23 protein-coding genes and 1 other RNA gene are annotated in these 19,823 nt (G+C 55.5%); 18 read left to right on the top strand and 6 right to left on the bottom strand.

The window, feature by feature from the left end; all coding sequences use genetic code 11:
- The 4 genes from IB144_RS03000 to sstT all read left to right on the top strand — a co-directional run bounded on the left by IB144_RS03000 (window position 1) and on the right by sstT (window position 4,321).
- Window positions 1-501 (top strand): M48 family metallopeptidase, encoded by a 501-nt coding sequence (locus IB144_RS03000; protein ID WP_032440356.1) that lies wholly within the window; start codon window positions 1-3, stop codon window positions 499-501.
- Between the two features lie 73 nt (window positions 502-574).
- Window positions 575-1,564 carry a Gfo/Idh/MocA family oxidoreductase gene (locus IB144_RS02995; protein WP_004149902.1) on the top strand — a complete coding sequence of 330 codons (990 nt, stop codon included), beginning with the start codon at window positions 575-577 and terminating at the stop codon, window positions 1,562-1,564.
- A 271-nt stretch (window positions 1,565-1,835) separates the two neighbouring features.
- Window positions 1,836-2,807 carry a TerC family protein gene (locus IB144_RS02990; protein WP_004144845.1) on the top strand — a complete coding sequence of 324 codons (972 nt, stop codon included), beginning with the start codon at window positions 1,836-1,838 and terminating at the stop codon, window positions 2,805-2,807.
- Window positions 2,808-3,073: 266 nt separating this feature from the next.
- Complete coding sequence (gene sstT / locus IB144_RS02985; protein WP_002917895.1) at window positions 3,074-4,321, top strand: serine/threonine transporter SstT; 1,248 nt, start codon at window positions 3,074-3,076, stop codon at window positions 4,319-4,321.
- A 15-nt stretch (window positions 4,322-4,336) separates the two neighbouring features.
- On the opposite strand, the gene IB144_RS02980 is transcribed toward sstT, so the two are convergent.
- The 3 genes from IB144_RS02980 to uxaC form a co-directional block, all read right to left on the bottom strand.
- Complete coding sequence (locus IB144_RS02980; protein WP_002917897.1) at window positions 4,337-4,891, bottom strand: YgjV family protein; 555 nt, start codon at window positions 4,889-4,891, stop codon at window positions 4,337-4,339.
- A 129-nt stretch (window positions 4,892-5,020) separates the two neighbouring features.
- Window positions 5,021-6,508, bottom strand: a complete 1,488-nt coding sequence (locus tag IB144_RS02975) for an altronate dehydratase family protein (RefSeq protein ID WP_002917898.1) — start codon at window positions 6,506-6,508, stop codon at window positions 5,021-5,023.
- An 18-nt stretch (window positions 6,509-6,526) separates the two neighbouring features.
- Window positions 6,527-7,939 carry a glucuronate isomerase gene (gene uxaC / locus IB144_RS02970; RefSeq protein ID WP_002917899.1) on the bottom strand — a complete coding sequence of 471 codons (1,413 nt, stop codon included), beginning with the start codon at window positions 7,937-7,939 and terminating at the stop codon, window positions 6,527-6,529.
- Between the two features lie 480 nt (window positions 7,940-8,419).
- Between uxaC and IB144_RS02965 the strand changes: the two genes are divergently transcribed.
- The 11 genes from IB144_RS02965 (at window position 8,420) to IB144_RS02915 (ending at window position 15,878) form a co-directional block, all read left to right on the top strand.
- Window positions 8,420-9,721: an MFS transporter gene (locus tag IB144_RS02965; protein ID WP_002917905.1), complete on the top strand. Its 1,302-nt coding sequence runs from the start codon at window positions 8,420-8,422 to the stop codon at window positions 9,719-9,721.
- A 127-nt stretch (window positions 9,722-9,848) separates the two neighbouring features.
- A complete protein-coding gene (gene exuR / locus IB144_RS02960) occupies window positions 9,849-10,625 on the top strand; it encodes a transcriptional regulator ExuR (RefSeq protein WP_002917907.1) in 777 nt (258 codons plus the stop codon).
- A 341-nt stretch (window positions 10,626-10,966) separates the two neighbouring features.
- A complete protein-coding gene (yqjA, locus tag IB144_RS02955) occupies window positions 10,967-11,629 on the top strand; it encodes a DedA family general envelope maintenance protein YqjA (RefSeq protein WP_002917909.1) in 663 nt (220 codons plus the stop codon).
- Window positions 11,630-11,637: 8 nt separating this feature from the next.
- Window positions 11,638-12,015: an EnvZ/OmpR regulon moderator MzrA gene (gene mzrA, locus IB144_RS02950; RefSeq protein ID WP_072196900.1), complete on the top strand. Its 378-nt coding sequence runs from the start codon at window positions 11,638-11,640 to the stop codon at window positions 12,013-12,015.
- 149 nt (window positions 12,016-12,164) lie between these two features.
- Window positions 12,165-12,533, top strand: coding sequence for a DUF1090 domain-containing protein (locus IB144_RS02945; RefSeq protein ID WP_004144860.1), 369 nt, complete (start codon window positions 12,165-12,167; stop codon window positions 12,531-12,533).
- Between the two features lie 45 nt (window positions 12,534-12,578).
- The gene (locus IB144_RS02940; RefSeq protein ID WP_002917916.1) at window positions 12,579-12,884 is read left to right on the top strand and encodes a YqjD family protein; all 306 of its coding nucleotides are present in this window, start codon (window positions 12,579-12,581) and stop codon (window positions 12,882-12,884) included.
- Window positions 12,885-12,886: 2 nt separating this feature from the next.
- On the top strand, window positions 12,887-13,285 hold the full coding sequence (locus IB144_RS02935) for a phage holin family protein (protein ID WP_002917917.1): 399 nt from the start codon (window positions 12,887-12,889) through the stop codon (window positions 13,283-13,285).
- On the top strand, window positions 13,282-13,578 hold the full coding sequence (locus tag IB144_RS02930) for a YqjK-like family protein (protein WP_004181402.1): 297 nt from the start codon (window positions 13,282-13,284) through the stop codon (window positions 13,576-13,578). Before IB144_RS02935 ends, IB144_RS02930 begins: the two co-directional genes overlap by 4 nt.
- A 345-nt stretch (window positions 13,579-13,923) precedes the next feature.
- Window positions 13,924-14,316: a DoxX family protein gene (locus tag IB144_RS02925; protein ID WP_002917920.1), complete on the top strand. Its 393-nt coding sequence runs from the start codon at window positions 13,924-13,926 to the stop codon at window positions 14,314-14,316.
- Between the two features lie 80 nt (window positions 14,317-14,396).
- Window positions 14,397-15,383, top strand: coding sequence for a glutathione S-transferase family protein (locus IB144_RS02920; protein ID WP_002917922.1), 987 nt, complete (start codon window positions 14,397-14,399; stop codon window positions 15,381-15,383).
- Window positions 15,384-15,509: 126 nt separating this feature from the next.
- On the top strand, window positions 15,510-15,878 hold the full coding sequence (locus IB144_RS02915) for a DUF805 domain-containing protein (RefSeq protein ID WP_002917923.1): 369 nt from the start codon (window positions 15,510-15,512) through the stop codon (window positions 15,876-15,878).
- Window positions 15,879-15,919: 41 nt separating this feature from the next.
- Here the strand turns inward: IB144_RS02915 and IB144_RS02910 are convergent, their stop codons facing one another.
- Window positions 15,920-16,816 (bottom strand): LysR family transcriptional regulator, encoded by an 897-nt coding sequence (locus IB144_RS02910; protein WP_004144865.1) that lies wholly within the window; start codon window positions 16,814-16,816, stop codon window positions 15,920-15,922.
- 104 nt (window positions 16,817-16,920) lie between these two features.
- Between IB144_RS02910 and IB144_RS02905 the strand changes: the two genes are divergently transcribed.
- Window positions 16,921-17,622 carry a pirin family protein gene (locus IB144_RS02905; protein WP_065888802.1) on the top strand — a complete coding sequence of 234 codons (702 nt, stop codon included), beginning with the start codon at window positions 16,921-16,923 and terminating at the stop codon, window positions 17,620-17,622.
- 24 nt (window positions 17,623-17,646) lie between these two features.
- Window positions 17,647-17,814 carry a hypothetical protein gene (locus IB144_RS02900; RefSeq protein WP_002917926.1) on the top strand — a complete coding sequence of 56 codons (168 nt, stop codon included), beginning with the start codon at window positions 17,647-17,649 and terminating at the stop codon, window positions 17,812-17,814.
- A gap of 73 nt (window positions 17,815-17,887) precedes the next feature.
- Here IB144_RS02900 and IB144_RS02895 read toward each other — a convergent pair whose 3' ends face one another.
- A complete protein-coding gene (locus IB144_RS02895) occupies window positions 17,888-18,298 on the bottom strand; it encodes a Spy/CpxP family protein refolding chaperone (protein ID WP_040214876.1) in 411 nt (136 codons plus the stop codon).
- A gap of 307 nt (window positions 18,299-18,605) precedes the next feature.
- Between IB144_RS02895 and IB144_RS02890 the strand changes: the two genes are divergently transcribed.
- Entirely contained in the window at window positions 18,606-19,070 is a 465-nt protein-coding gene (locus IB144_RS02890) for an OB-fold putative lipoprotein (protein WP_004150939.1), read from the top strand.
- A 340-nt stretch (window positions 19,071-19,410) separates the two neighbouring features.
- On the opposite strand, the gene rnpB is transcribed toward IB144_RS02890, so the two are convergent.
- An RNA gene (rnpB, locus tag IB144_RS02885) (RNase P RNA component class A) lies at window positions 19,411-19,793 on the bottom strand.
- Window positions 19,794-19,823 lie beyond the last annotated feature (30 nt).

Here is a 19,823-nt window from a genome sequence, read left to right as displayed (position 1 = left end):
ATGACAAAATTCATTTATTTACAGGGCTATCCTGAATCGCTGCTGGCGCAGGTGACCACGTTAATCGAGCAAGGCCGCCTCGGCGAGGTGCTGCAAAAGCGCTATCCGCAAGGGCACGACGTTAACAGCGATAAAGCGCTGTATCAGTACACCCAGGACTTGAAAAACCGCTTTCTGCGCGGCGCGGCGCCGATCAACAAAGTGATGTATGACAGTAAGATCCACGTGCTGAACAATGCGCTCGGCCTGCATACCGCCATTTCCCGCGTGCAGGGCGGTAAGCTGAAAGCTAAAGCGGAAATTCGCGTGGCGACGGTATTTCGCGACGCGCCGGAAGCCTTTCTGCGGATGATCGTGGTTCATGAACTGGCGCATCTGAAAGAGAAGGATCACAACAAGGCTTTTTATCAGCTGTGCTGCCATATGGAGCCGCAGTACCACCAGCTGGAGTTCGACACCCGCCTGTGGCTGACGCACCTTTCGTTAAATCGTTCTGCGTAGTGACGCACTGGTTTTGTCATGACGGCATGATAGAGTGGCGGCAGGTTCCCTTTAACGGAGTTCGTCAACGTTTATGATACGTTTCGCAGTTGTTGGCACAAACTGGATCACCAAGCAGTTTGTCGATGCCGCCCATGAAACCGGCAAATATAAACTTACCGCCATCTACTCCCGCAGCCTCGAACAGGCGCAAGCCTTCGCCAAAGACTATCCGGTCGAGCATCTGTTTACCTCGCTCGATGAACTGGCACAGAGCCCTGACGTTGACGCGGTCTATATTGCCAGCCCGAACTCGCTGCACTTTCCGCAGACCCGGCTGTTCCTGAGCCATAAGAAGCACGTCATTTGCGAAAAGCCGCTGGCGTCGAACCTGCAGGAAGTCGAGGCGGCGATAGCGCTGGCGAAAGAAAATAACGTGGTGCTGTTTGAAGCCTTTAAAACCGCCAGTCTGCCTAACTTTCTCCTACTGAAAGAAACGCTCGCTAAAGTGGGCAAACTACGCAAAGCCTTCATCAACTACTGTCAGTACTCCTCGCGCTATCAGCGCTACCTTGACGGCGAAAACCCCAACACCTTTAACCCGGCGTTCTCTAACGGTTCGATTATGGATATCGGCTTCTATTGCCTGGCGTCCGCTGTGGCGCTGTGGGGCGAGCCGCGGGCCGTTCTTGCCACCGCCAGCCTGCTGGACAGCGGCGTAGACGCCCAGGGCACCGTGGTGCTGAGCTATGGCGACTTCGACGTGACGCTGCATCACTCCAAAGTTAGCGATTCCGCGATCCCCAGTGAAATTCAGGGCGAAGACGGCGCGTTAGTGATCGAAAAAATCTCCGAATGTCAGAAACTGGCGTTTGTGCCGCGCGGCGGTAAAGCCCAGGACCTGACGCAGCCCCAGCACATTAATACCATGCTGTATGAGGCGGAGACCTTTGCGCGGCTGGTGGAGACACAGGATGTGGATCACCCGGGCCTGGCGGTGAGCCGGATCACCGCCAAACTGTCCAGCGAAATTCGTCGCCAGACCGGAGTGATCTTCCCGGCCGATACGCAGCCGCTGGCGTAAAAGAGTGTAAAGGCCCGACCGGCCGCCATTGACGAAAACCGCCCTGTGACATATTTTGTTACGTGCAAAGGGGAGTAACTTCCTTGCCGGTTGATCGTCATTACGATGCGTGCAATACCGCATCCGGTCGCCGGGCAATAACCAAAGCCCATCGCGATGTACTTTGGTTGTTGTAAGTGAGACCTTGCCGGAAGGCGAGGTCTATGCATAAAAGCGCAGCGGCTGCCGTCTTCCGACGTCAGCCGTTTTGTTTTTATGTAAGGAATATCAAATGAATACTGTCGGCACGCCGTTGCTATGGGGTGGATTCGCTGTCGTTGTCGCGATCATGTTGGCAATCGACCTGCTGCTTCAGGGACGACGCGGTTCACATAGCATGACCATGAAGCAGGCCGCTGGCTGGTCAATCCTCTGGGTCACGCTTTCTCTGCTGTTCAACGCCGCCTTCTGGTGGTATCTGGTGCAAACTCAGGGCCGGGCCGTCGCCGATCCGCAGGCCTTAGCCTTCCTCACCGGTTATCTGATTGAAAAAGCGCTGGCGGTCGATAACGTCTTCGTCTGGTTGATGCTGTTCAGCTATTTCGCCGTACCGCCTGCTCTGCAGCGCCGGGTGTTGGTGTATGGCGTACTGGGCGCGATCGTTCTGCGTACCATTATGATCTTCGCCGGCAGCTGGCTGATTTCGCAGTTCGACTGGCTGCTGTACGTCTTTGGCGCCTTCCTGCTGTTTACCGGCGTGAAGATGGCGCTGGCGAAAGAGGACGACTCCGGCATCGGCGATAAACCGCTGGTGCGCTGGATCCGCAGCCATCTGCGGATGACCGATAAAATCGAGAGCGAGCGCTTCTTCACCCGTAAAAACGGGGTGCTGTTCGCCACCCCGCTGCTGCTGGTGCTGATTCTGGTGGAACTGAGCGACGTGATTTTCGCCGTCGACAGTATCCCGGCAATCTTCGCGGTCACCACCGATCCGTTTATCGTGCTGACCTCGAACCTGTTCGCCATCCTCGGCCTGCGCGCCATGTACTTCCTGCTGGCGGGGGTCGCTGAGCGCTTCTCGATGCTCAAATACGGTCTGTCGGTGATTCTGGTGTTTATTGGCGTGAAGATGCTGATCGTCGACTTCTACCATATCCCGGTTGCCATCTCGCTGGGCGTGGTGGGCGGCATCCTGGCCGTCACGCTGCTGATTAACGCCTGGGTCAACAGGCAGCACGACAAGCAGCGCAAACTGCCAGAGTAATCTGCTACCGCGCCGTCGGCCCTCGCTGGCGGCGCGGTAATCAGCTATAGCAGACGTTCTCGTAACGAGAATACCTGCTCATGTCACAATTATGTTACTACGCAGTTAAAAAATAAGATCCATATTAAAATCACAGTATTTTACGCTTCCCGCCAGTCTTTCTTTCCGTATACTCGACTATGCAAACATCTACTTACATCCTGACATAAACGTAAAAAATAATACGTGGCTGGGATGGCTTGCTACATCACTGGAAGGAATGAATTATGACAACACGCACTCCCTCATCAGGGTGGCTCTCCCGCCTGGCGCAAGGCAGCCTGGTGAAACAAATTTTAATCGGCCTGGTGCTTGGCGTACTGTTGGCGCTGGTCTCTAAGCCTGCGGCTATCGCCGTCGGTCTGCTGGGGACCCTGTTCGTCGGCGCGTTAAAAGCGGTAGCGCCGGTGCTGGTATTGATGCTTGTCATGGCCTCGATCGCCAACCATCAGCACGGACAAAAAACCAGTATTCGCCCCATTCTGTTTCTCTATCTGCTGGGCACCTTTAGCGCGGCGCTGACCGCGGTGTTGTTCAGCTTTCTCTTTCCCTCGACCCTGCACTTAACCACCGCCGCCGACAGCATCACGCCGCCGTCGGGGATTGTTGAGGTGCTGCGCGGCCTGCTGATGAGCATGGTGTCCAACCCGATCGACGCTCTGCTGAACGCCAACTATATCGGCATTCTGGTGTGGGCGGTGGGGCTTGGCTTCGCCCTGCGTCATGGTAACGACACCACCAAAAACCTGATCAACGACGTCTCCCACGCGGTGACCTTTATCGTTAAAGTGGTGATCCGCTTTGCGCCGCTGGGGATCTTCGGCCTGGTATCTTCCACCCTGGCGACCACCGGTTTCGAGACCCTGTGGGGCTATGCCCAACTGCTGCTGGTGCTGGTGGGCTGTATGCTGCTGGTAGCGCTGGTGATTAATCCGCTGCTGGTGTTCTGGAAGATCCGCCGCAACCCCTATCCGCTGGTGCTCACCTGCCTGCGCGAAAGCGGCGTTTACGCGTTCTTCACCCGCAGCTCCGCCGCCAACATTCCAGTGAATATGGCGCTGTGCGAGAAGCTGAATCTGGATCGCGATACCTATTCGGTCTCTATTCCACTGGGGGCGACCATCAATATGGCTGGCGCGGCAATCACCATCACCGTGCTGACGCTGGCGGCGGTGCATACGCTGAATATTCCGGTGGATCTGCCGACGGCGCTGCTGCTGAGCGTGGTCGCTTCGCTGTGCGCCTGCGGCGCCTCCGGCGTGGCGGGCGGCTCGCTGCTGCTGATCCCGCTGGCCTGTAATATGTTTGGGATCCCGAACGATGTGGCGATGCAAGTGGTTGCCGTTGGCTTTATTATCGGCGTGCTGCAGGACTCCTGCGAAACCGCCCTGAACTCCTCCACCGACGCCCTGTTTACCGCCGCGGCCTGCATGGCGGAAGACGACCAGCTGGCGAAAAACGCCCTGCGCGGATAACGCCTTTCCCCTCCGCTATCGGGCGGAGGGGCTCTCTTCCTGTACTGCGTTTTCAACCTTAAACGGATCGATACCGCGCTTTTGCATCCGGCGGAAGCGAATGATGTTCAGCCCGTTGACGATCAGGAAACTGCCTTCTATCAGCGTCCCGCCAATGGAACCCAACCACAGATTATGCGTGACCCAGCAGGCGGTGGAGCACCACATCACGCAGCGGACGGTTAGCCCTTTGCAGCGAAACAGCGCCCAGGTGCTGGCGACGGTGCCAATGATCGGCAGCAGCTCCATGGCATGCTGCAGTTTACCCAGGCCGAGAATCAACGTCAGGAGGATAAAGACTGTCATCACCCACAGGCTACGGGTGCGTAAGGAAATGACTGTGCGAAGCGCATTGAGCCCGGCGCTCATTCCAGCCGGCCCGGCGCCCATCAGGAAAAAATGAACGCCGATAATAGCGCTATAGACCGCCAGCTGTAGCCTGAAACGGCGTTCATCGCGGTTGATAAAGGTGGTAATGCCGATAAGAAAGGCGATGACGCCGACCCCCTGGGCCAGCCAATACGCGGTCATGTAAGCTCCCTGACTGAAAAAAACAAACGGCGCTTCACTGGCTGAAACGCCGCTGTTACGAGCCCGATGGCGCTACGCTATCAGGCCGATACACAAACCAAGCCTCTGGGCGCCAACGCAAATACGCCTTTACAAGGTAACACCGCTTTTAAAGATGGCCAGCTCGCGGAAGTCATTCTGCTCATTACAGGTCGGTTTACCGTTGGCGAAGGCTACAATGGCATCCACAAACTCTTCCAGCAGCTGCGGCATCGTTTTGCCGTGGAGCAGCTGCCCGGCATCAAAGTCGATCCAGTGCTTTTTCTTCGCCGCCAGCTCGCTGTTGGTGGCGATCTTCACCGTTGGCACAAAGCCGCCGTACGGCGTGCCGCGACCGGTGCTGAACAGCACCATATGGCAGCCGGCGCCGGCCAGCGCGCTGGTGGCGACCGCGTCGTTGCCCGGCGCGCTCAGTAAATTCAGACCATGAACCTTCAGGCGCTCGCCGTAGCGCAGAACATCCACCACCTGGCTGGAGCCCGCTTTCTGAGTACAGCCCAGCGACTTATCTTCGAGAGTAGTGATCCCTCCGGCCTTATTACCCGGCGAGGGGTTTTCGTAAATAGGCTGGTCGTGAGCAATAAAGTACTGCTTAAAGTCATTGACCATGGTCACCAGCTTGTCGAAGGTCGCTTCGTCGCGGCAGTGGCTCATCAGCAACTGTTCAGCGCCGAACATCTCCGGCACTTCGGTCAGCACGGTAGTGCCGCCGTTGGCGATCACATAGTCTGAGAAGCGGCCCAGCATCGGATTAGCGGTAATGCCCGACAGGCCGTCCGATCCCCCGCACTCGAGGCCAAACTTCAGCTCGCTGAGCTTGCCCGGCTGGCGTTTATCCTGACGCATCACTTCATACAGCTGATGCAGATGCTCAACCCCCGCCTCCACTTCATCGTCCTGATGCTGGCAAACCATAAAGTGCACGCGCTGCGGGTCAAACTCGCCCAGCGTCTCGCGAAAGGCCTCCACCTGGTTGTTTTCACAGCCAAGGCCAACCACCAGCACCGCCCCGGCGTTCGGGTGACGAACCATATTTTGCAGCATGGTGCGAGTGTTGATGTGATCGTCCCCAAGCTGCGAGCAGCCATAGGTGTGGCTGAAGAGATGTACCCCATCGATATCCTCAGCGCCATACGTCTCTTTCAGGAAACGGTTCTGCATTTGTCTGGCCATCGCGTTGACGCAGCCGACGGTCGGCAGGATCCACAGCTCATTGCGCACGCCGACGTCACCGTTGGCGCGACGATAAATCTGTACTTCGCGATCCGCAGGCTGTGGCGGTTGGGCAACCAGGTCCGGTTGATAGCGATACGCGTCAAGGTCGCTGAGATTGGTGCGCGTATTGTGCGCATGAACATGCTCTCCCGGCGCGATATCCGCCAGCGCATGGCCAATCGGCAACCCGTACTTAACGACGTTTTCCCCTTTCGCGATAGCGCGCAGTGCAAACTTGTGGCCGCGAACGATATCCTGGCCGAGGGTGACCGAGTCATTATCAATCGTCACCACGCTACCGGCAGCGATATCCGTCAGCGCGACCGCGACGTTATCCTGCGAATGGATTTTTATGTATTGCATATCAACCGACCTCTGGCCTTAGTTCAGTTCAATGGCGAAATAGTCACGCGCATTGTTAAAGCAAATGTTTTTCACCATCTCGCCCAGCAGCGCGATATCCGCAGGCGCTTCGCCGGCAGCCACCCAACGGCCGATCATCTGGCAGAGAATGCGGCGGAAGTATTCGTGGCGCGTGTAGGAGAGGAAGCTGCGACTGTCGGTCAACATCCCGACGAAGCGGCTCAGCAGCCCGAGCTGCGCCAGCTGGGTCATCTGCCGCTCCATACCGTCTTTCTGATCGTTGAACCACCAGCCGGAGCCGAACTGCATCTTGCCTGGCATGCCTTCACCCTGGAAGTTACCGATCATGGTGCCCAGCACTTCGTTATCACGCGGGTTCAGGCAGTAGAGAATCGTTTTCGGCAGCAGGTTTTCTTCGTTCTGCTTGCTCAGCAGCTTAGACAGCTCTTCCGCCATCGGACGATCGTTGATCGAGTCGAAGCCGACGTCTGGCCCTAACAGTTTGAACTGACGGAGGTTGTTGTTACGCAGCGCGCCAATGTGGTACTGCTGGACCCAGCCGCGACGGGCATACTCTGCGCCGAGGAATACCAGCACCGCGGTTTTGAACTGCGCCACTTCGTGTTCGCTAAGGGTCTCGCCAGCCAGGCGGCGCGCCAGAATGTCATCCAGCTCGGCGTCGGTCGCTTCGGCAAACAGCACCACGTCCAGCGCATGATCGGAGACTTTGCAGCCGTGTGCGGCAAAATGATCCAGACGTTTGGTCAAGGCGCTTTGCAGGTCAGCGAAGCGGCGAATATCGGTATCGGATACCTCGCCCAGCTTAGCCATATAATCATTGAAGGTCGCCAACTCGATGTTGAAGGCTTTATCCGGGCGCCAGCTCGGCAGCACTTTGATGTCAAAGGAGTTGTCTTTGGCGACAGCCGCGTGGTGCTCAAGAGAATCAATCGGATCGTCGGTGGTACCGACCATCTTCACATTCATCTGCTTCATGATTCCGCGGGCGGAGAAGGCATCCTGAGCCAGCAAATCATTACACTGGTCCCAGATCTCATCGGCGGTGGATGGCGACAACAGCTTACCTGTAATACCAAAAGGTCGACGCAGCTCTAAATGGGTCCAGTGGTATAACGGGTTGCCAATAGTGTGCGGAACCGTGGCCGCCCAGGCGTCAAATTTCTCGCGATCGGACGCATCACCGGTACACAGACGCTCCGGCACGCCGTTAGTGCGCATTGCGCGCCATTTATAGTGATCGCCTTTCAGCCAGATGTCATACAGGTTTTTAAAGCGATAGTTTTCGGCAACCTGCTGCGGCGGAAGGTGGCAGTGGTAGTCGAAAATCGGCTGATCTTTGGCGTAATCATGGTACAGACGGCGGGCAAACTCGGTATCAAGTAGAAAATCTTCAGTCATAAACGATGTCATTCGCGTGTCCTCTTCGCTCCAGTGCGGGAGCCTTTCAGATGATTGACTACAATGCTGACAAAGTTATCACACCAATTTCTACAGACCGAACTGTTTTTCGTGAGTTAGATCAATAAACGTCGATAAAAAAATGACCGCCCTGGAGCAAAACACCTCGCCAGAGCGCGCCATCTCTGGCTTTCCAGTCAAGGGATAAAGACCACACTAACTTTCCCACTTTTGTGACAGCTCTCAACTTTTAAAGTTGTATGACAAGTTATCTTTCTGCCGTCGCAACATATAAACCGACGGAATGCATTACCGGTGCTTATGGCATCGGCTTATACGGAATGGATACCGACTTTCAACATAACAACTGATGGTAAGGTTCAGGCCAGAGGGGACTACCCTCCTGAATCCTCCGTTTCGCTTTCCCGGCCGCTTATTGCGCTCGGTAAAGGCCGCTCCTGATGCGGAAAGATAACAGACGATGAGGTTTACATGCGTAAAATTAAAGGGTTACGTTGGTACATGATCGCGCTGGTGACGCTGGGCACCGTGCTGGGCTACCTGACCCGTAACACCGTAGCGGCGGCCGCGCCGACGCTGATGGAAGAGTTACACATTTCGACCCAACAGTACTCCTATATCATTGCAGCCTATTCCGCTGCCTATACCGTTATGCAGCCCGTCGCGGGGTATGTCCTTGATATTCTGGGGACCAAAATTGGCTATGCCTTCTTCGCCATCGCCTGGGCGGTATTCTGCGGCTCAACGGCGCTGGCCGGCAGCTGGGGTGGACTGGCGCTGGCCCGTGGCGCAGTCGGCGCAGCGGAGGCCGCAATGATCCCCGCCGGCCTGAAGGCCAGCTCAGAGTGGTTCCCGGCAAAAGAGCGCTCTATCGCGGTGGGCTACTTCAACGTGGGTTCCTCTATTGGCGCCATGATCGCGCCGCCGTTGGTGGTATGGGCGATTGTCATGCACAGCTGGCAGATGGCGTTCATCATCTCCGGGGTATTGAGCTTCGCCTGGGCTATCGCCTGGCTTATCTTCTACAAACACCCGCGCGACCAGAAAAAATTATCTGACGAAGAACGTGACTACATCATTGGCGGTCAGGAGTCTCAGCATCAGACCAATAACGCGAAGAAAATGTCGCCGTGGCAAATCCTGCGCAACCGTCAGTTCTGGGGTATCGCCCTGCCGCGCTTCCTCGCCGAGCCGGCCTGGGGGACCTTTAACGCCTGGATCCCGCTGTTCATGTTCAAAGTTTACGGTTTTAACCTGAAAGAGATCGCCATGTTCGCCTGGATGCCGATGCTGTTCGCCGACCTCGGCTGCATCGTCGGCGGATATCTGCCGCCGCTGTTCCAGCGCTGGTTTGGCGTCAACCTGATCGTGTCGCGTAAAATGGTGGTCACCATGGGCGCCCTGCTGATGATTGGCCCGGGGATGATCGGCCTGTTCACCAGCCCGTACGTGGCGATTGCCCTGCTGTGCATCGGCGGGTTCGCTCACCAGGCACTGTCCGGGGCGCTGATTACCCTCTCTTCCGACGTCTTTGGCCGTAACGAAGTCGCTACCGCCAACGGTCTGACCGGGATGGCCGCCTGGCTGGCGAGCACCATGTTCGCCCTGGTTGTCGGCGCGCTGGCAGACACCATCGGCTTTAGCCCGCTGTTTGCGGTACTGGCCGTCTTTGACCTGCTGGGCGCGCTGGTTATCTGGACGGTGCTGAAAAACAAACCGGCTGACGATGACTCGACGCCGCTTAGCAGCCGCAAACCGGTCACGCAGAGTTAGATCGAATGGCAAGGTAATCGCCGATCAAGCCGCCTTCTCAGGCGGCTTTTTCATGCCTGCCAGTGGTGGAAAGCGCGTAAAAGTGGTATAACAAATCGAATATTGTCGCCATCTTCCGGGAGCGAATATGGAAATCATTGAACCACGCCGTCTATATCAGCAGCTTGCCGCTGAGCTGAAGACGCGCATCGAACAAGGTGTCTACCTTGTAGGGGATAAGCTGCCCGCCGAGCGCTTCATCGCCGATGAAAAAAACGTCAGCCGCACCGTGGTTCGTGAAGCCATTATCATGCTGGAAGTGGAAGGGTATGTCGAAGTCCGCAAAGGGTCGGGTATCCACGTTATCTCCAACCATCCGAAATACCAGCAGGTGGCCGATGAAAGCCTTGAGTTCGCCAACTATGGCCCCTTTGAACTGCTGCAGGCGCGGCAGCTAATTGAAAGCAATATTGCCGAATTCGCGGCGACTCAGGTGACCAAACAGGACATCATGAAGCTGATGGAGATTCAGGAGAAAGCGCGTAACGAGAAATGTTTCCGCGACTCCGAGTGGGACCTGCAGTTTCACGTCCAGGTGGCGCTGGCGACGCAGAACAGCGCGCTGGCGGCGATCGTGGAAAAGATGTGGACCCAGCGCGTGCATAACCCCTACTGGAAAAAGCTGCATGAGCATATCGACCTGCGTACGGTCGATAACTGGTGCGACGACCATGATCAGATCCTGAAAGCTCTGCTGCGAAAAGATCCCAACGCCGCCAAGCTGGCGATGTGGCAGCATCTGGAAAATACCAAGCAAATGTTGTTCAACGAAACCAGCGATGACTTTGAATTTAATGCCGATCGCTACTTATTTGCCGAAAACCCGGTGGTTCATCTCGATACTGCAGTCAACGGCGCGAAATAAGGCCTTATCCCTCCGGCGCGCCCCCCTGCGCGCCTGTCTGACAGTGAGGCTGGAGTAAGCAAGTCATATATAGTGTCAGCCTGTGTAAATCCTCTCGCCTCCCATCTCCGCAATCAGCAAAATCAACGAGCAACACGTTGCAATTTCTCTGACGGAAAGTCAGGTGATTTGTTACAATTAGATGCATTTTGTCGTTCTGGGGGGTAGGTATTTACTTACTTCAGTCTTATACAGGGAAGCGTTCAGAGCGCCTAAGCAGCGACCATAATCTCATAAAAATCTTGTCGCCCTATATGCCACGCGCTCAGACGTGCCGTTAACCGATGTACCAGGAATCGTGAATGGAACTATTTACCCAGTTATTGAATGCCTTGTGGGCTCAGGATTACGAAACGCTCGCGAATCCCTCCATGATAGGCATGCTGTATTTTGTCTTGTTTATGATTTTGTTCCTTGAGAACGGGTTATTGCCTGCCGCGTTTTTACCGGGGGATAGTCTGCTCGTGCTCGTGGGCGTGCTGATCGCCAAAGGGGCGATGGGTTTTCCGGAAACTTTGCTGCTGCTCACCGCCGCCGCCAGCCTCGGCTGCTGGCTAAGCTATATTCAGGGGCGTTGGCTGGGTAATACGCGGATCGTGCAAAACTGGCTGTCACACCTGCCTTCGCACTATCACCAGCGTGCGCATCACTTGTTTCATAAGCATGGGCTCTCCGCGCTGCTGATCGGCCGCTTTATCGCCTTCGTACGCACGCTGCTGCCCACCATCGCCGGGCTTTCCGGCCTTAATAACGCCCGTTTTCAGTTTTTCAACTGGATGAGCGGCCTGCTGTGGGTGCTCATCCTGACCTCGCTTGGCTATCTGCTGGGTAAAACCCCGGTATTCCTCAAGTATGAAGATCAGCTGATGTCCTGCCTGATGCTCCTGCCGGTTGCCCTGTTGGTCTTCGGACTGATCGGCTCGCTGGTGGTGCTGTGGAAGAAAAAATACAGAAGCCGGGGCTAATGATGGTCATGAAACGCCCTTCCCTGCGCCAGTTCTGCTGGCTGCTGGGTGGTTCTCTTCTGCTCGGCGCCCTGTTCTGGCTTTGGCTGGCGGTGCAGCAGCAGGAGGCCACGCTGGCGATCCGCCCGGTTGGCCAGGGTATCGGAATGCCGGACGGTTTCTCCGTCTGGCATCATCTCGATGCCAACGGCATCCGCTTTAAAAGCATCACGCCGCAGAAGGATGGTCTGCTGATTAAGTTCGATTCCACCGCCCAGGGCGCGGCGGCGAAAGAAGTTCTCGGCCGCGCTCTGCCACATGGTTATATTATTGCCCTTCTGGAGGACGATAACTCGCCCACCGCCTGGCTATCCCGCCTGCGCGACGCGCCGCATCGCCTCGGGTAAGCTGCCGCCAGACTGCGTTTTTAACCCAGTCTGGTGGTTTCCCGCATTTGTTACTATGCTTAAACCTGCGGGAATCAACGCATTCACGTTCACCAACGGGAACGGGTATATCCTCCGGGTATCCCCTCAGACAATGGAAGGTACTATCCATGAAACACCGCATCGCTCTGCTTCTGGTCCTGACTTCACTTAGCGCCAGCGCCCTAGCCGCCTCTCCCTGCCAGGAAAAAGAGCAGGATATTCAACGAGAGATCAGCTACGCCGAAAAGCATCATAATCAAAGTCGCATTGATGGGCTAAATACCGCGCTACGTCAGGTTCGGGAAAACTGTAGCGACAGTAAACTCAAAGCCGATCATCAGCAAAAAATTGCCAAACAGCGGGAAGAGATCGCTGAACGTCAGCGCGATCTGCAGGAAGCCCGGAAGAAAGGCGATGCGGACAAAATTAACAAACGCCAGCATAAACTCAATGAAGCGCAACAGGAGTTAAAAACGCTGGAGTCTCGGGATTACTAATCACCATTAACTTTCGCAACACGGACCACGCTACAGGAGAACGACATGGCTAAAGAGAATGTGACTGACGACCTTCGTGCAGAACTGAAAACGCTGGCGGATACCCTGGAGGAAGTACTAAATTCCTCGGCGGACAAGTCGAAAGAAGAGATGGGTAAACTGCGCAGTAAAGCCGAGAGCGCGCTGAAAGAGAGCCGCGCTCGTTTGGGTGAAACCAGCGAAGCGATTCTTCGTCAAACTCGTGAGACCGCCGCGCGAGCGGATGATTATGTTCGCGAAAATCCGTGGACTGGGGTAGGAATTGGCGCCGCCGTCGGGCTGGTGCTGGGTGTCCTGCTGTCGCGTCGCTGATTATGGCGAATACTCAACACACGCAGGGACCGGGTCAGCGCGTTTTCTCCATTGGTCAGCGCATCGTCACGCTGCTGGTCGAAATGGTGGAAACGCGGCTGCGTCTGGTCGTCGTGGAGCTGGAGGAGGAGAAAGCCAACCTCTTCCAGCTGCTGATCATGACCGGACTGACGCTGCTGTTTGCCGCGTTTGGCCTCATGAGTCTGCTGGTGCTGGTTATCTGGGCCGTTGACGCTCAGTACCGCCTGCACGTGATGATCGCCACCACCGTTGTGCTGCTCCTCGCCGCCGCGATCGTGGGTATCCTAACCCTACGTAAGGCGCGCCGCTCCACGCTGCTGCGTCTAACGCGTAAAGAGCTGGAGAACGACCGTGCCCTTCTGGAGGAGGATAAATCGTGAATGGCCGACAGGAGCGTGAACGGCACAAGGCGCAGCTGCTGCGCCAGATCCAGCAGCAACGGCTGGAGCTCAGCGCCTGCCGCCGTCACTGGCACGAGGCGACTGCGCCCCTCGACCGCGGCTGGCATACGCTGCTGAGTTTACGTTCGTGGCTGATGGTTGGCAGCGGTCTGATGGCCGTATGGTCCGTACGACATCCGCATTTTTTAATGCGCTGGACCAAACGCGGGCTCGGACTGTGGAGCACCTGGCGCCTGGTGCGCGGGATCCTGCGCCAGTCGGCAGTTCGCTAGCGGCCCTGAGCGTGGGCGCTTTCCCTGGCGCCCACGCTCTGCCATTTCCCTGTCCGTTACCGCACCCTGTTCGCAGCAACATGCGCCTTTTCCGTAGCGCGCCCTTCTCTACGACGCCATTTACCTCACGCCATACCAGGTCCGGTGGTGGCCCATCGCGTTCGGTACGCTTTCGCCTCCGCGTACTGATTGCTCAGAAACTTTGAAATAGATCTACAGTTTTCCTTGCTAACAATTCCCTCTCCGCCTCGCTACTATCCTCTCCATCGACAGCAACACCGCGTAACTACGCGGGATTGCACTAAAAAACAAAACCGCCGCCCTTTGGGTTTTCTGGAGTAACAAATGAAAAAATTAGAAGATGTTGGTGTATTGGTAGCGCGTATTCTGATGCCGATTCTGTTTATCACTGCAGGATGGGGCAAAATCACCGGTTATGCGGGAACCCAGCAGTATATGGAAGCCATGGGCGTCCCGGGCGCGCTGCTGCCGCTGACCATCCTCCTTGAGTTCGGCGGCGGTCTGGCGATTCTGTTCGGTTTCCTGACCCGGACCACCGCGCTGTTCACTGCGGGCTTTACGCTGCTGACCGCGTTCCTGTTCCATAGCAACTTTGCGGAAGGCGTGAACTCCCTGATGTTCATGAAAAACCTGACCATTGCGGGCGGTTACCTGCTGCTGGCCATTACCGGACCGGGCGCCTTCAGTATTGACCGTGTACTGAATAAGAAATGGTAAGCGCACTATACTGAATGAATGAAAAAAGCGAGGAGACCACTCCTCGCTTTTGCTATCTGTAGTCTGAAGGAGGAGCAAAGATGGGACAATTAGTCGACGGCGTCTGGCAGGATACCTGGTATGACACAAAATCCACCGGTGGGCGTTTTAAACGTTCCGTTTCCGCCTTCCGTAACTGGCTGACCGCCGACGGCGCGGCTGGCCCCAGCGGTGAAGGCGGTTTTGCAGCGGAAAAGGATCGCTATCATTTGTATGTTTCTCTCGCCTGCCCGTGGGCGCATCGCACGTTAATTATGCGTAAATTAAAAGGTCTGGAGCCTTTTCTCCCCGTATCCGTGGTCAATCCGCTGATGCTGGAAAACGGCTGGACCTTTGACGATAGCTTCCCGGAAGCCACCGGCGATACCCTCTACCAGCATGACTTTCTCTATCAGCTGTATCTGCACGCCGACCCGCACTATACCGGACGCGTGACCGTGCCGGTGCTGTGGGATAAAAAACAGCAGACCATCGTCAGCAATGAGTCGGCAGAAATCATCCGCATGTTTAATACCGCCTTCGATGGCCTTGGCGCCCGGGCCGGGGATTACTACCCGCCAGCGCTGCGGGAACAAATCGATGAGCTGAACGGCTGGATCTATGACAACGTCAACAACGGCGTGTATAAAGCCGGCTTTGCCACCAGCCAGCAAGCTTACGACGAAGCGGTGGATGCGGTCTTTACCTCGCTGGAGCGGCTGGAGCAGATCCTCGGCCAGCATCGCTATCTGACGGGCAATCAGCTAACGGAAGCCGACATTCGCCTGTGGACAACGCTGGTACGCTTCGACCCGGTATATGTGACCCATTTTAAATGCGATAAACGGCGCATCAGCGATTACCTCAATCTGTACGGTTTCCTGCGCGACATCTACCAGATGCCGGGTATCGCCGAGACGGTGAGTTTTCCGCATATCCGTCACCACTATTACCGCAGCCATAAAACCATTAACCCTACCGGTATTATTTCCATTGGGCCGCAGCAGGATCTCAACGAACCGCACGGTCGCGATCAGCGCTTCCGTTGATCTGTCGGGCGTCAGTGATGGCGCCCAATAATTCAGAAAACAGATATTTACCCACCATTCATTCACGTCTATTCTTATTGCGATCGCTTAAAAAACAAGTGATTGACGGTTAATTGAGGCGTAGAAATGGACTGGTATCTCAAGGTATTAAAAAACTATATAGGATTTGGCGGCCGTGCGCGGCGCAAAGAGTACTGGATGTTTATTCTGGTCAACCTCATCCTGACCGGCGTATTGAGCATCATCGATAAAATGCTGGGCTGGCAGCGGGCTGGCGGCGAAGGCATTCTGACCACTATCTATGGCGTACTGGTCTTTTTACCGTGGTGGGCGGTGCAATTTCGCCGTCTGCATGACACCGATCGTTCGGCCTGGTGGCTATTGCTGCTGTTGATCCCGGTCATCGGCTGGCTGGTGATCCTGATCTTTAACTGCCAGCGCGGCACCGAAGGCAATAATCGCTTCGGGCCCGATCCGAAACCCTTTTCCTACTAATCTTCCTGCTCCTCCCGCTAGCGGGAGGAGCGTCTTCATCACTATCTGCCGGCAAACAGCTTGGGGATCTCACGCAGACACCAGGACTTCGCTTCGCCCATACTGTCCCGTCGCCAGGCCATGATAATGTCAATTTCATTGGTGTATTCCGGGCTGACGACCCGCAGGCGACCTTCGGCAATATCCTTCTCCACCAGCGGATAGGGCATAGTCGCCACGCCCAGTCCGGCCAGTAGCGCCTGACGTTTATCTTCTATCGTACTCACCGTTAAACGCGGCTGTTTATCCAGCAGTTGAACGGTGAGGACGGGCCGCTCGCGCGCGGTATCCGCCACCGCGACGCCGCGGTATTTCACGCGGGTAACCTCAGAGAGCGGCTCCGGCTCCTGATGGATCGGGTGATCCGGCGCCGCGACGTACACACTGAGCACCGAATAGAGTTTGCGCGAGTTAATCTCCGAAGAGGAACGAAAATGCATATCCGGTGCGACAACGATATCCGCCCGCCCCTGCTCCAGCCGCTCCCAGGCGCCGGCCAGCACCTCAGTGATAATCGACAGCTGGGTGTTTGATTTAGTCGCCAGTTTCTCAATCAGCGGAAACAGATCCGGAGTGGGCACCAGCGCTTCGGTAACGATCGTCAGGTGGGTTTCCCAACCACGCGACAGGGCTTCAGCATCGGTGGTGAGTTTATCCGCCGCTTCAAGCAGCACGCGCCCGCGCTCCAGCAGCATTCTTCCAACGTTAGTGAACTTCGTGCGATGACCTGAGCGGTCAAACAGCACCACGTCCAGTTCCTCCTCCAGTTTTTGCATGGTGTAGCTCAGGGCGGAAGGCACGCGTCCCAGCTCATCAGCCGCGGCAGCGAAGCTTCCGCGCCGGTCGATCGCATCCATCACGCGCAACGCTTCCAGCGTTAATGCTCTCTCTTTGGCCATCGCTTTCTCATTCAGGAAATTTGAACATACCGGGCAGAATATCTGGCTAACAATACAGCGTCCATACCTTTACCATTGATTTAGTGTAAAGAGAGGTCAAGAACATGATTACTACCCGAACAGCCAAACAATGCGGACAAGCAGACTTCGGCTGGCTGCAGGCCCGCTACACCTTCTCCTTTGGCCACTACTTCGACCCGAAATTACTGGGCTTCGCATCCTTGCGCGTCCTCAACCAGGAAGTGCTGGCGCCCGGCGCTTCCTTCCAGGCCAGAACGTACCCAAAAGTCGATATCCTGAACCTGATTCTGGAAGGCGAAGCGGAGTATCGCGACAGCGACGGCAACCACGTGCAGGCCAAAGCCGGTGAAGCGCTGCTGATCGCCACCCAGCCTGGCGTGAGCTATAGCGAGCATAATCTGAGTAAAGAGCAGTCGTTAACGCGAATGCAACTTTGGCTTGATGCCTGCCCGCAGCGGGAAAACCCGCTGCAGCAGAAAATCAATGTCGCAGACGCGACGCTGCAGCTGCTGGCCTCTCCGGAGGGCGGGGATAACAGCCTCCAGCTTCGCCAACAGGCCTGGGTCTACCATATCGCGCTGGAGAAAGGTGAGCAGATCAACGTGCAATTACATGGTCCACGCGCCTACCTGCAGTCGATTCACGGCTCCGTCCATGCCGTCGCACAGGAACAGCAAAAGCAGACTCTCACCTGCGGTGACGGCGCATTTATTCGTGACGAAGCTAACATTACCCTCGTCGCCGATACGCCGCTGCGCGCTTTGCTGATAGATTTACCGGTGTAACAACGGAAGTGATGGAGTCTGTCAGTGAGTAAGAAGAAAAACAGAAAAAAGGCGTCACCAACGCCGTTAGCCCCGGTGCAACCGCAAGTCGCCGGGGCCGCCAGCTTTGGTTATGATGAGATGCTTAGCGAACTGGAAGCCATTGTTGCCGAAGCGGAGATCCGCCTGCGGGATGAAGAAAGTCTCGCCTGAAACGGCAAAATGGCTGGGTTGATTTTCATTAATGGCCTGAAGAAGATATCGGCCCCGCGAGGGGCCGATGGCATTATTCACTCAGCGCGTCGGCAAGATCTTTTTTCACCTGCGTGCGCTGCTCCGGCGTCAGTACCTTATTCACCTCAAAATAGTACTTCACGCGGTAATAACGCACCTGCTGATCAATCTTGCTGAAGGCCGCCAGCTGATCGTTGACCGCTTTTTCATCCCATTTACCGGAATCAATCACGTTTATCAGAGCCCCGTCTTTAATTTCCTGTTGGGAAATCTGCTGGACATTACTCTCCAACTGCTGATGCAGGCTTTTAATTTTCGCAACCTGATCGTTGGTAAGTTTTAAGTGCTGAACAATAGGATCCTGCGCCGGTGCTGGCGCCGCCTTAACGTCTGCGGCCTGAGCCGTGATAGATAAACCGGTGGTCAACAGCGTGGCAAAGGCAATACGGGTTATCAATTTCATTTTTTTTCCTGAAGTAAAGGTGGCAGAAATAGCGGATTATTATTTTACAGGGCGCAGTGAATAAATGTAAAAAATGATAGCCAAACATTATATATATCCACAGCACTAATATACTTCACTAAAACATATAAAATATGAATACCGTGTTAACTTATATATTTGACGCCCTAACATCACCAGGTTTTATTTTAATTTCAACAGCAAGCAAAATATTTGACAGTGGTGACTTTTCCTTTAATTTAATTAGCGCATATTACGTTATCCAGCGCATCAAGGATATCATTTAAAAATAGATAAGGAGATTGAGATGTTATTACGTTTTCGCGTATTACCGCTGGTTTTTGTCATCTCGCTGTTAAGCGGCTGCGGCCTGGCTTCTAAAGCCTTTTATTCCGCGGGAGACAAATTATTTCAACCCGGAGATGACGCCGTCGCTTCGATGCAGACGTATTCAGTGGCTCAGTTCCTGCAGCCGTTTACTCTCAACCCGGCGAAGGCCAGCAGCGATTATCTGGGTAAATGGGTCAAGGTACGCGGGGTGATTGTCGACATTCGTCGGAAGAGCGGTATCGCCGGCAGCTACTATTTTATCGTGACCATGCGAGATGAACAGAATAAAACGGATAAACGTCTTACCTTTAATTTTGGCTCGCATAACAGCGCAGACGTAGAGGCTTTAAGCAACGGCAGCGTCGCCACGATCGTCGGCCAGGTTCATCAGGTGCAAGATTCCACGATCCCGACGCTACAGAATCCTAAGGTGGTTAAATAACGGTAGCTGACCGATAAGCCGCGTTCTTTTGGGCGTCGTGGACAGTTATTCATTCGCGTCACGGGTTCAGATAGCAAAAACCCCGCCGAAGCGGGGTTTTGACATAAAAAGGTGAAACTGACCGATAAGCCGCGTTCTTTTGGTATAGCGTCGTGGACAGTCATTCATCCTTTCTCCGCTATTCGAATAGCAAAAACCCCGCCGAAGCGGGGTTTTGACATAAAAAGGTGAAACTGACCGATAAGCCGCCTTCTTTTGGTATAGCGTCGTGGACAGTTATTCATCCGCGTCACGGGTTCAGATAGCAAAAACCCCGCCGAAGCGGGGTTTTGACATAAAAAGGTGAAACTGACCGATAAGCCGGGTTCTGTCGTGGACAGTCATTCATCTAGGCCAGCAATCGCTCACTGGCTCAAGCAGCCTACCCGGGTTCAGTACGGGCCGTACCTTATGAACCCCTATTTGGCCTTGCTCCGGGTGGAGTTTACCGTGCCGCGGACTGTTACCAGCCGCGCGGTGCGCTCTTACCGCACCCTTTCACCCTTACCTGATCCCGCTTGCGCGGGCCATCGGCGGTTTGCTCTCTGTTGCACTGGTCGTGGGCTGTGACACCCCCCAGGCGTTACCTGGCACCTTGCCCTATGGAGCCCGGACTTTCCTCCCCTCCGCCCGTCTCCCCCCGAAGGAGGACGACGACGAAGCGGCGACTGTCTGGTCAGCTTCGGCGCGCAGTATAGAGGGTTTACCGCCCGT

The sequence above is a fragment of the Klebsiella sp. K4 genome, from assembly GCF_014596785.2.
In the GTDB taxonomy this organism is placed as follows: Bacteria; Pseudomonadota; Gammaproteobacteria; order Enterobacterales; family Enterobacteriaceae; genus Klebsiella; species Klebsiella pneumoniae.
The sequence above is the reverse complement of the archived record's forward strand: the minus strand, read 5'-3'. Positions and strand labels throughout refer to the sequence as shown.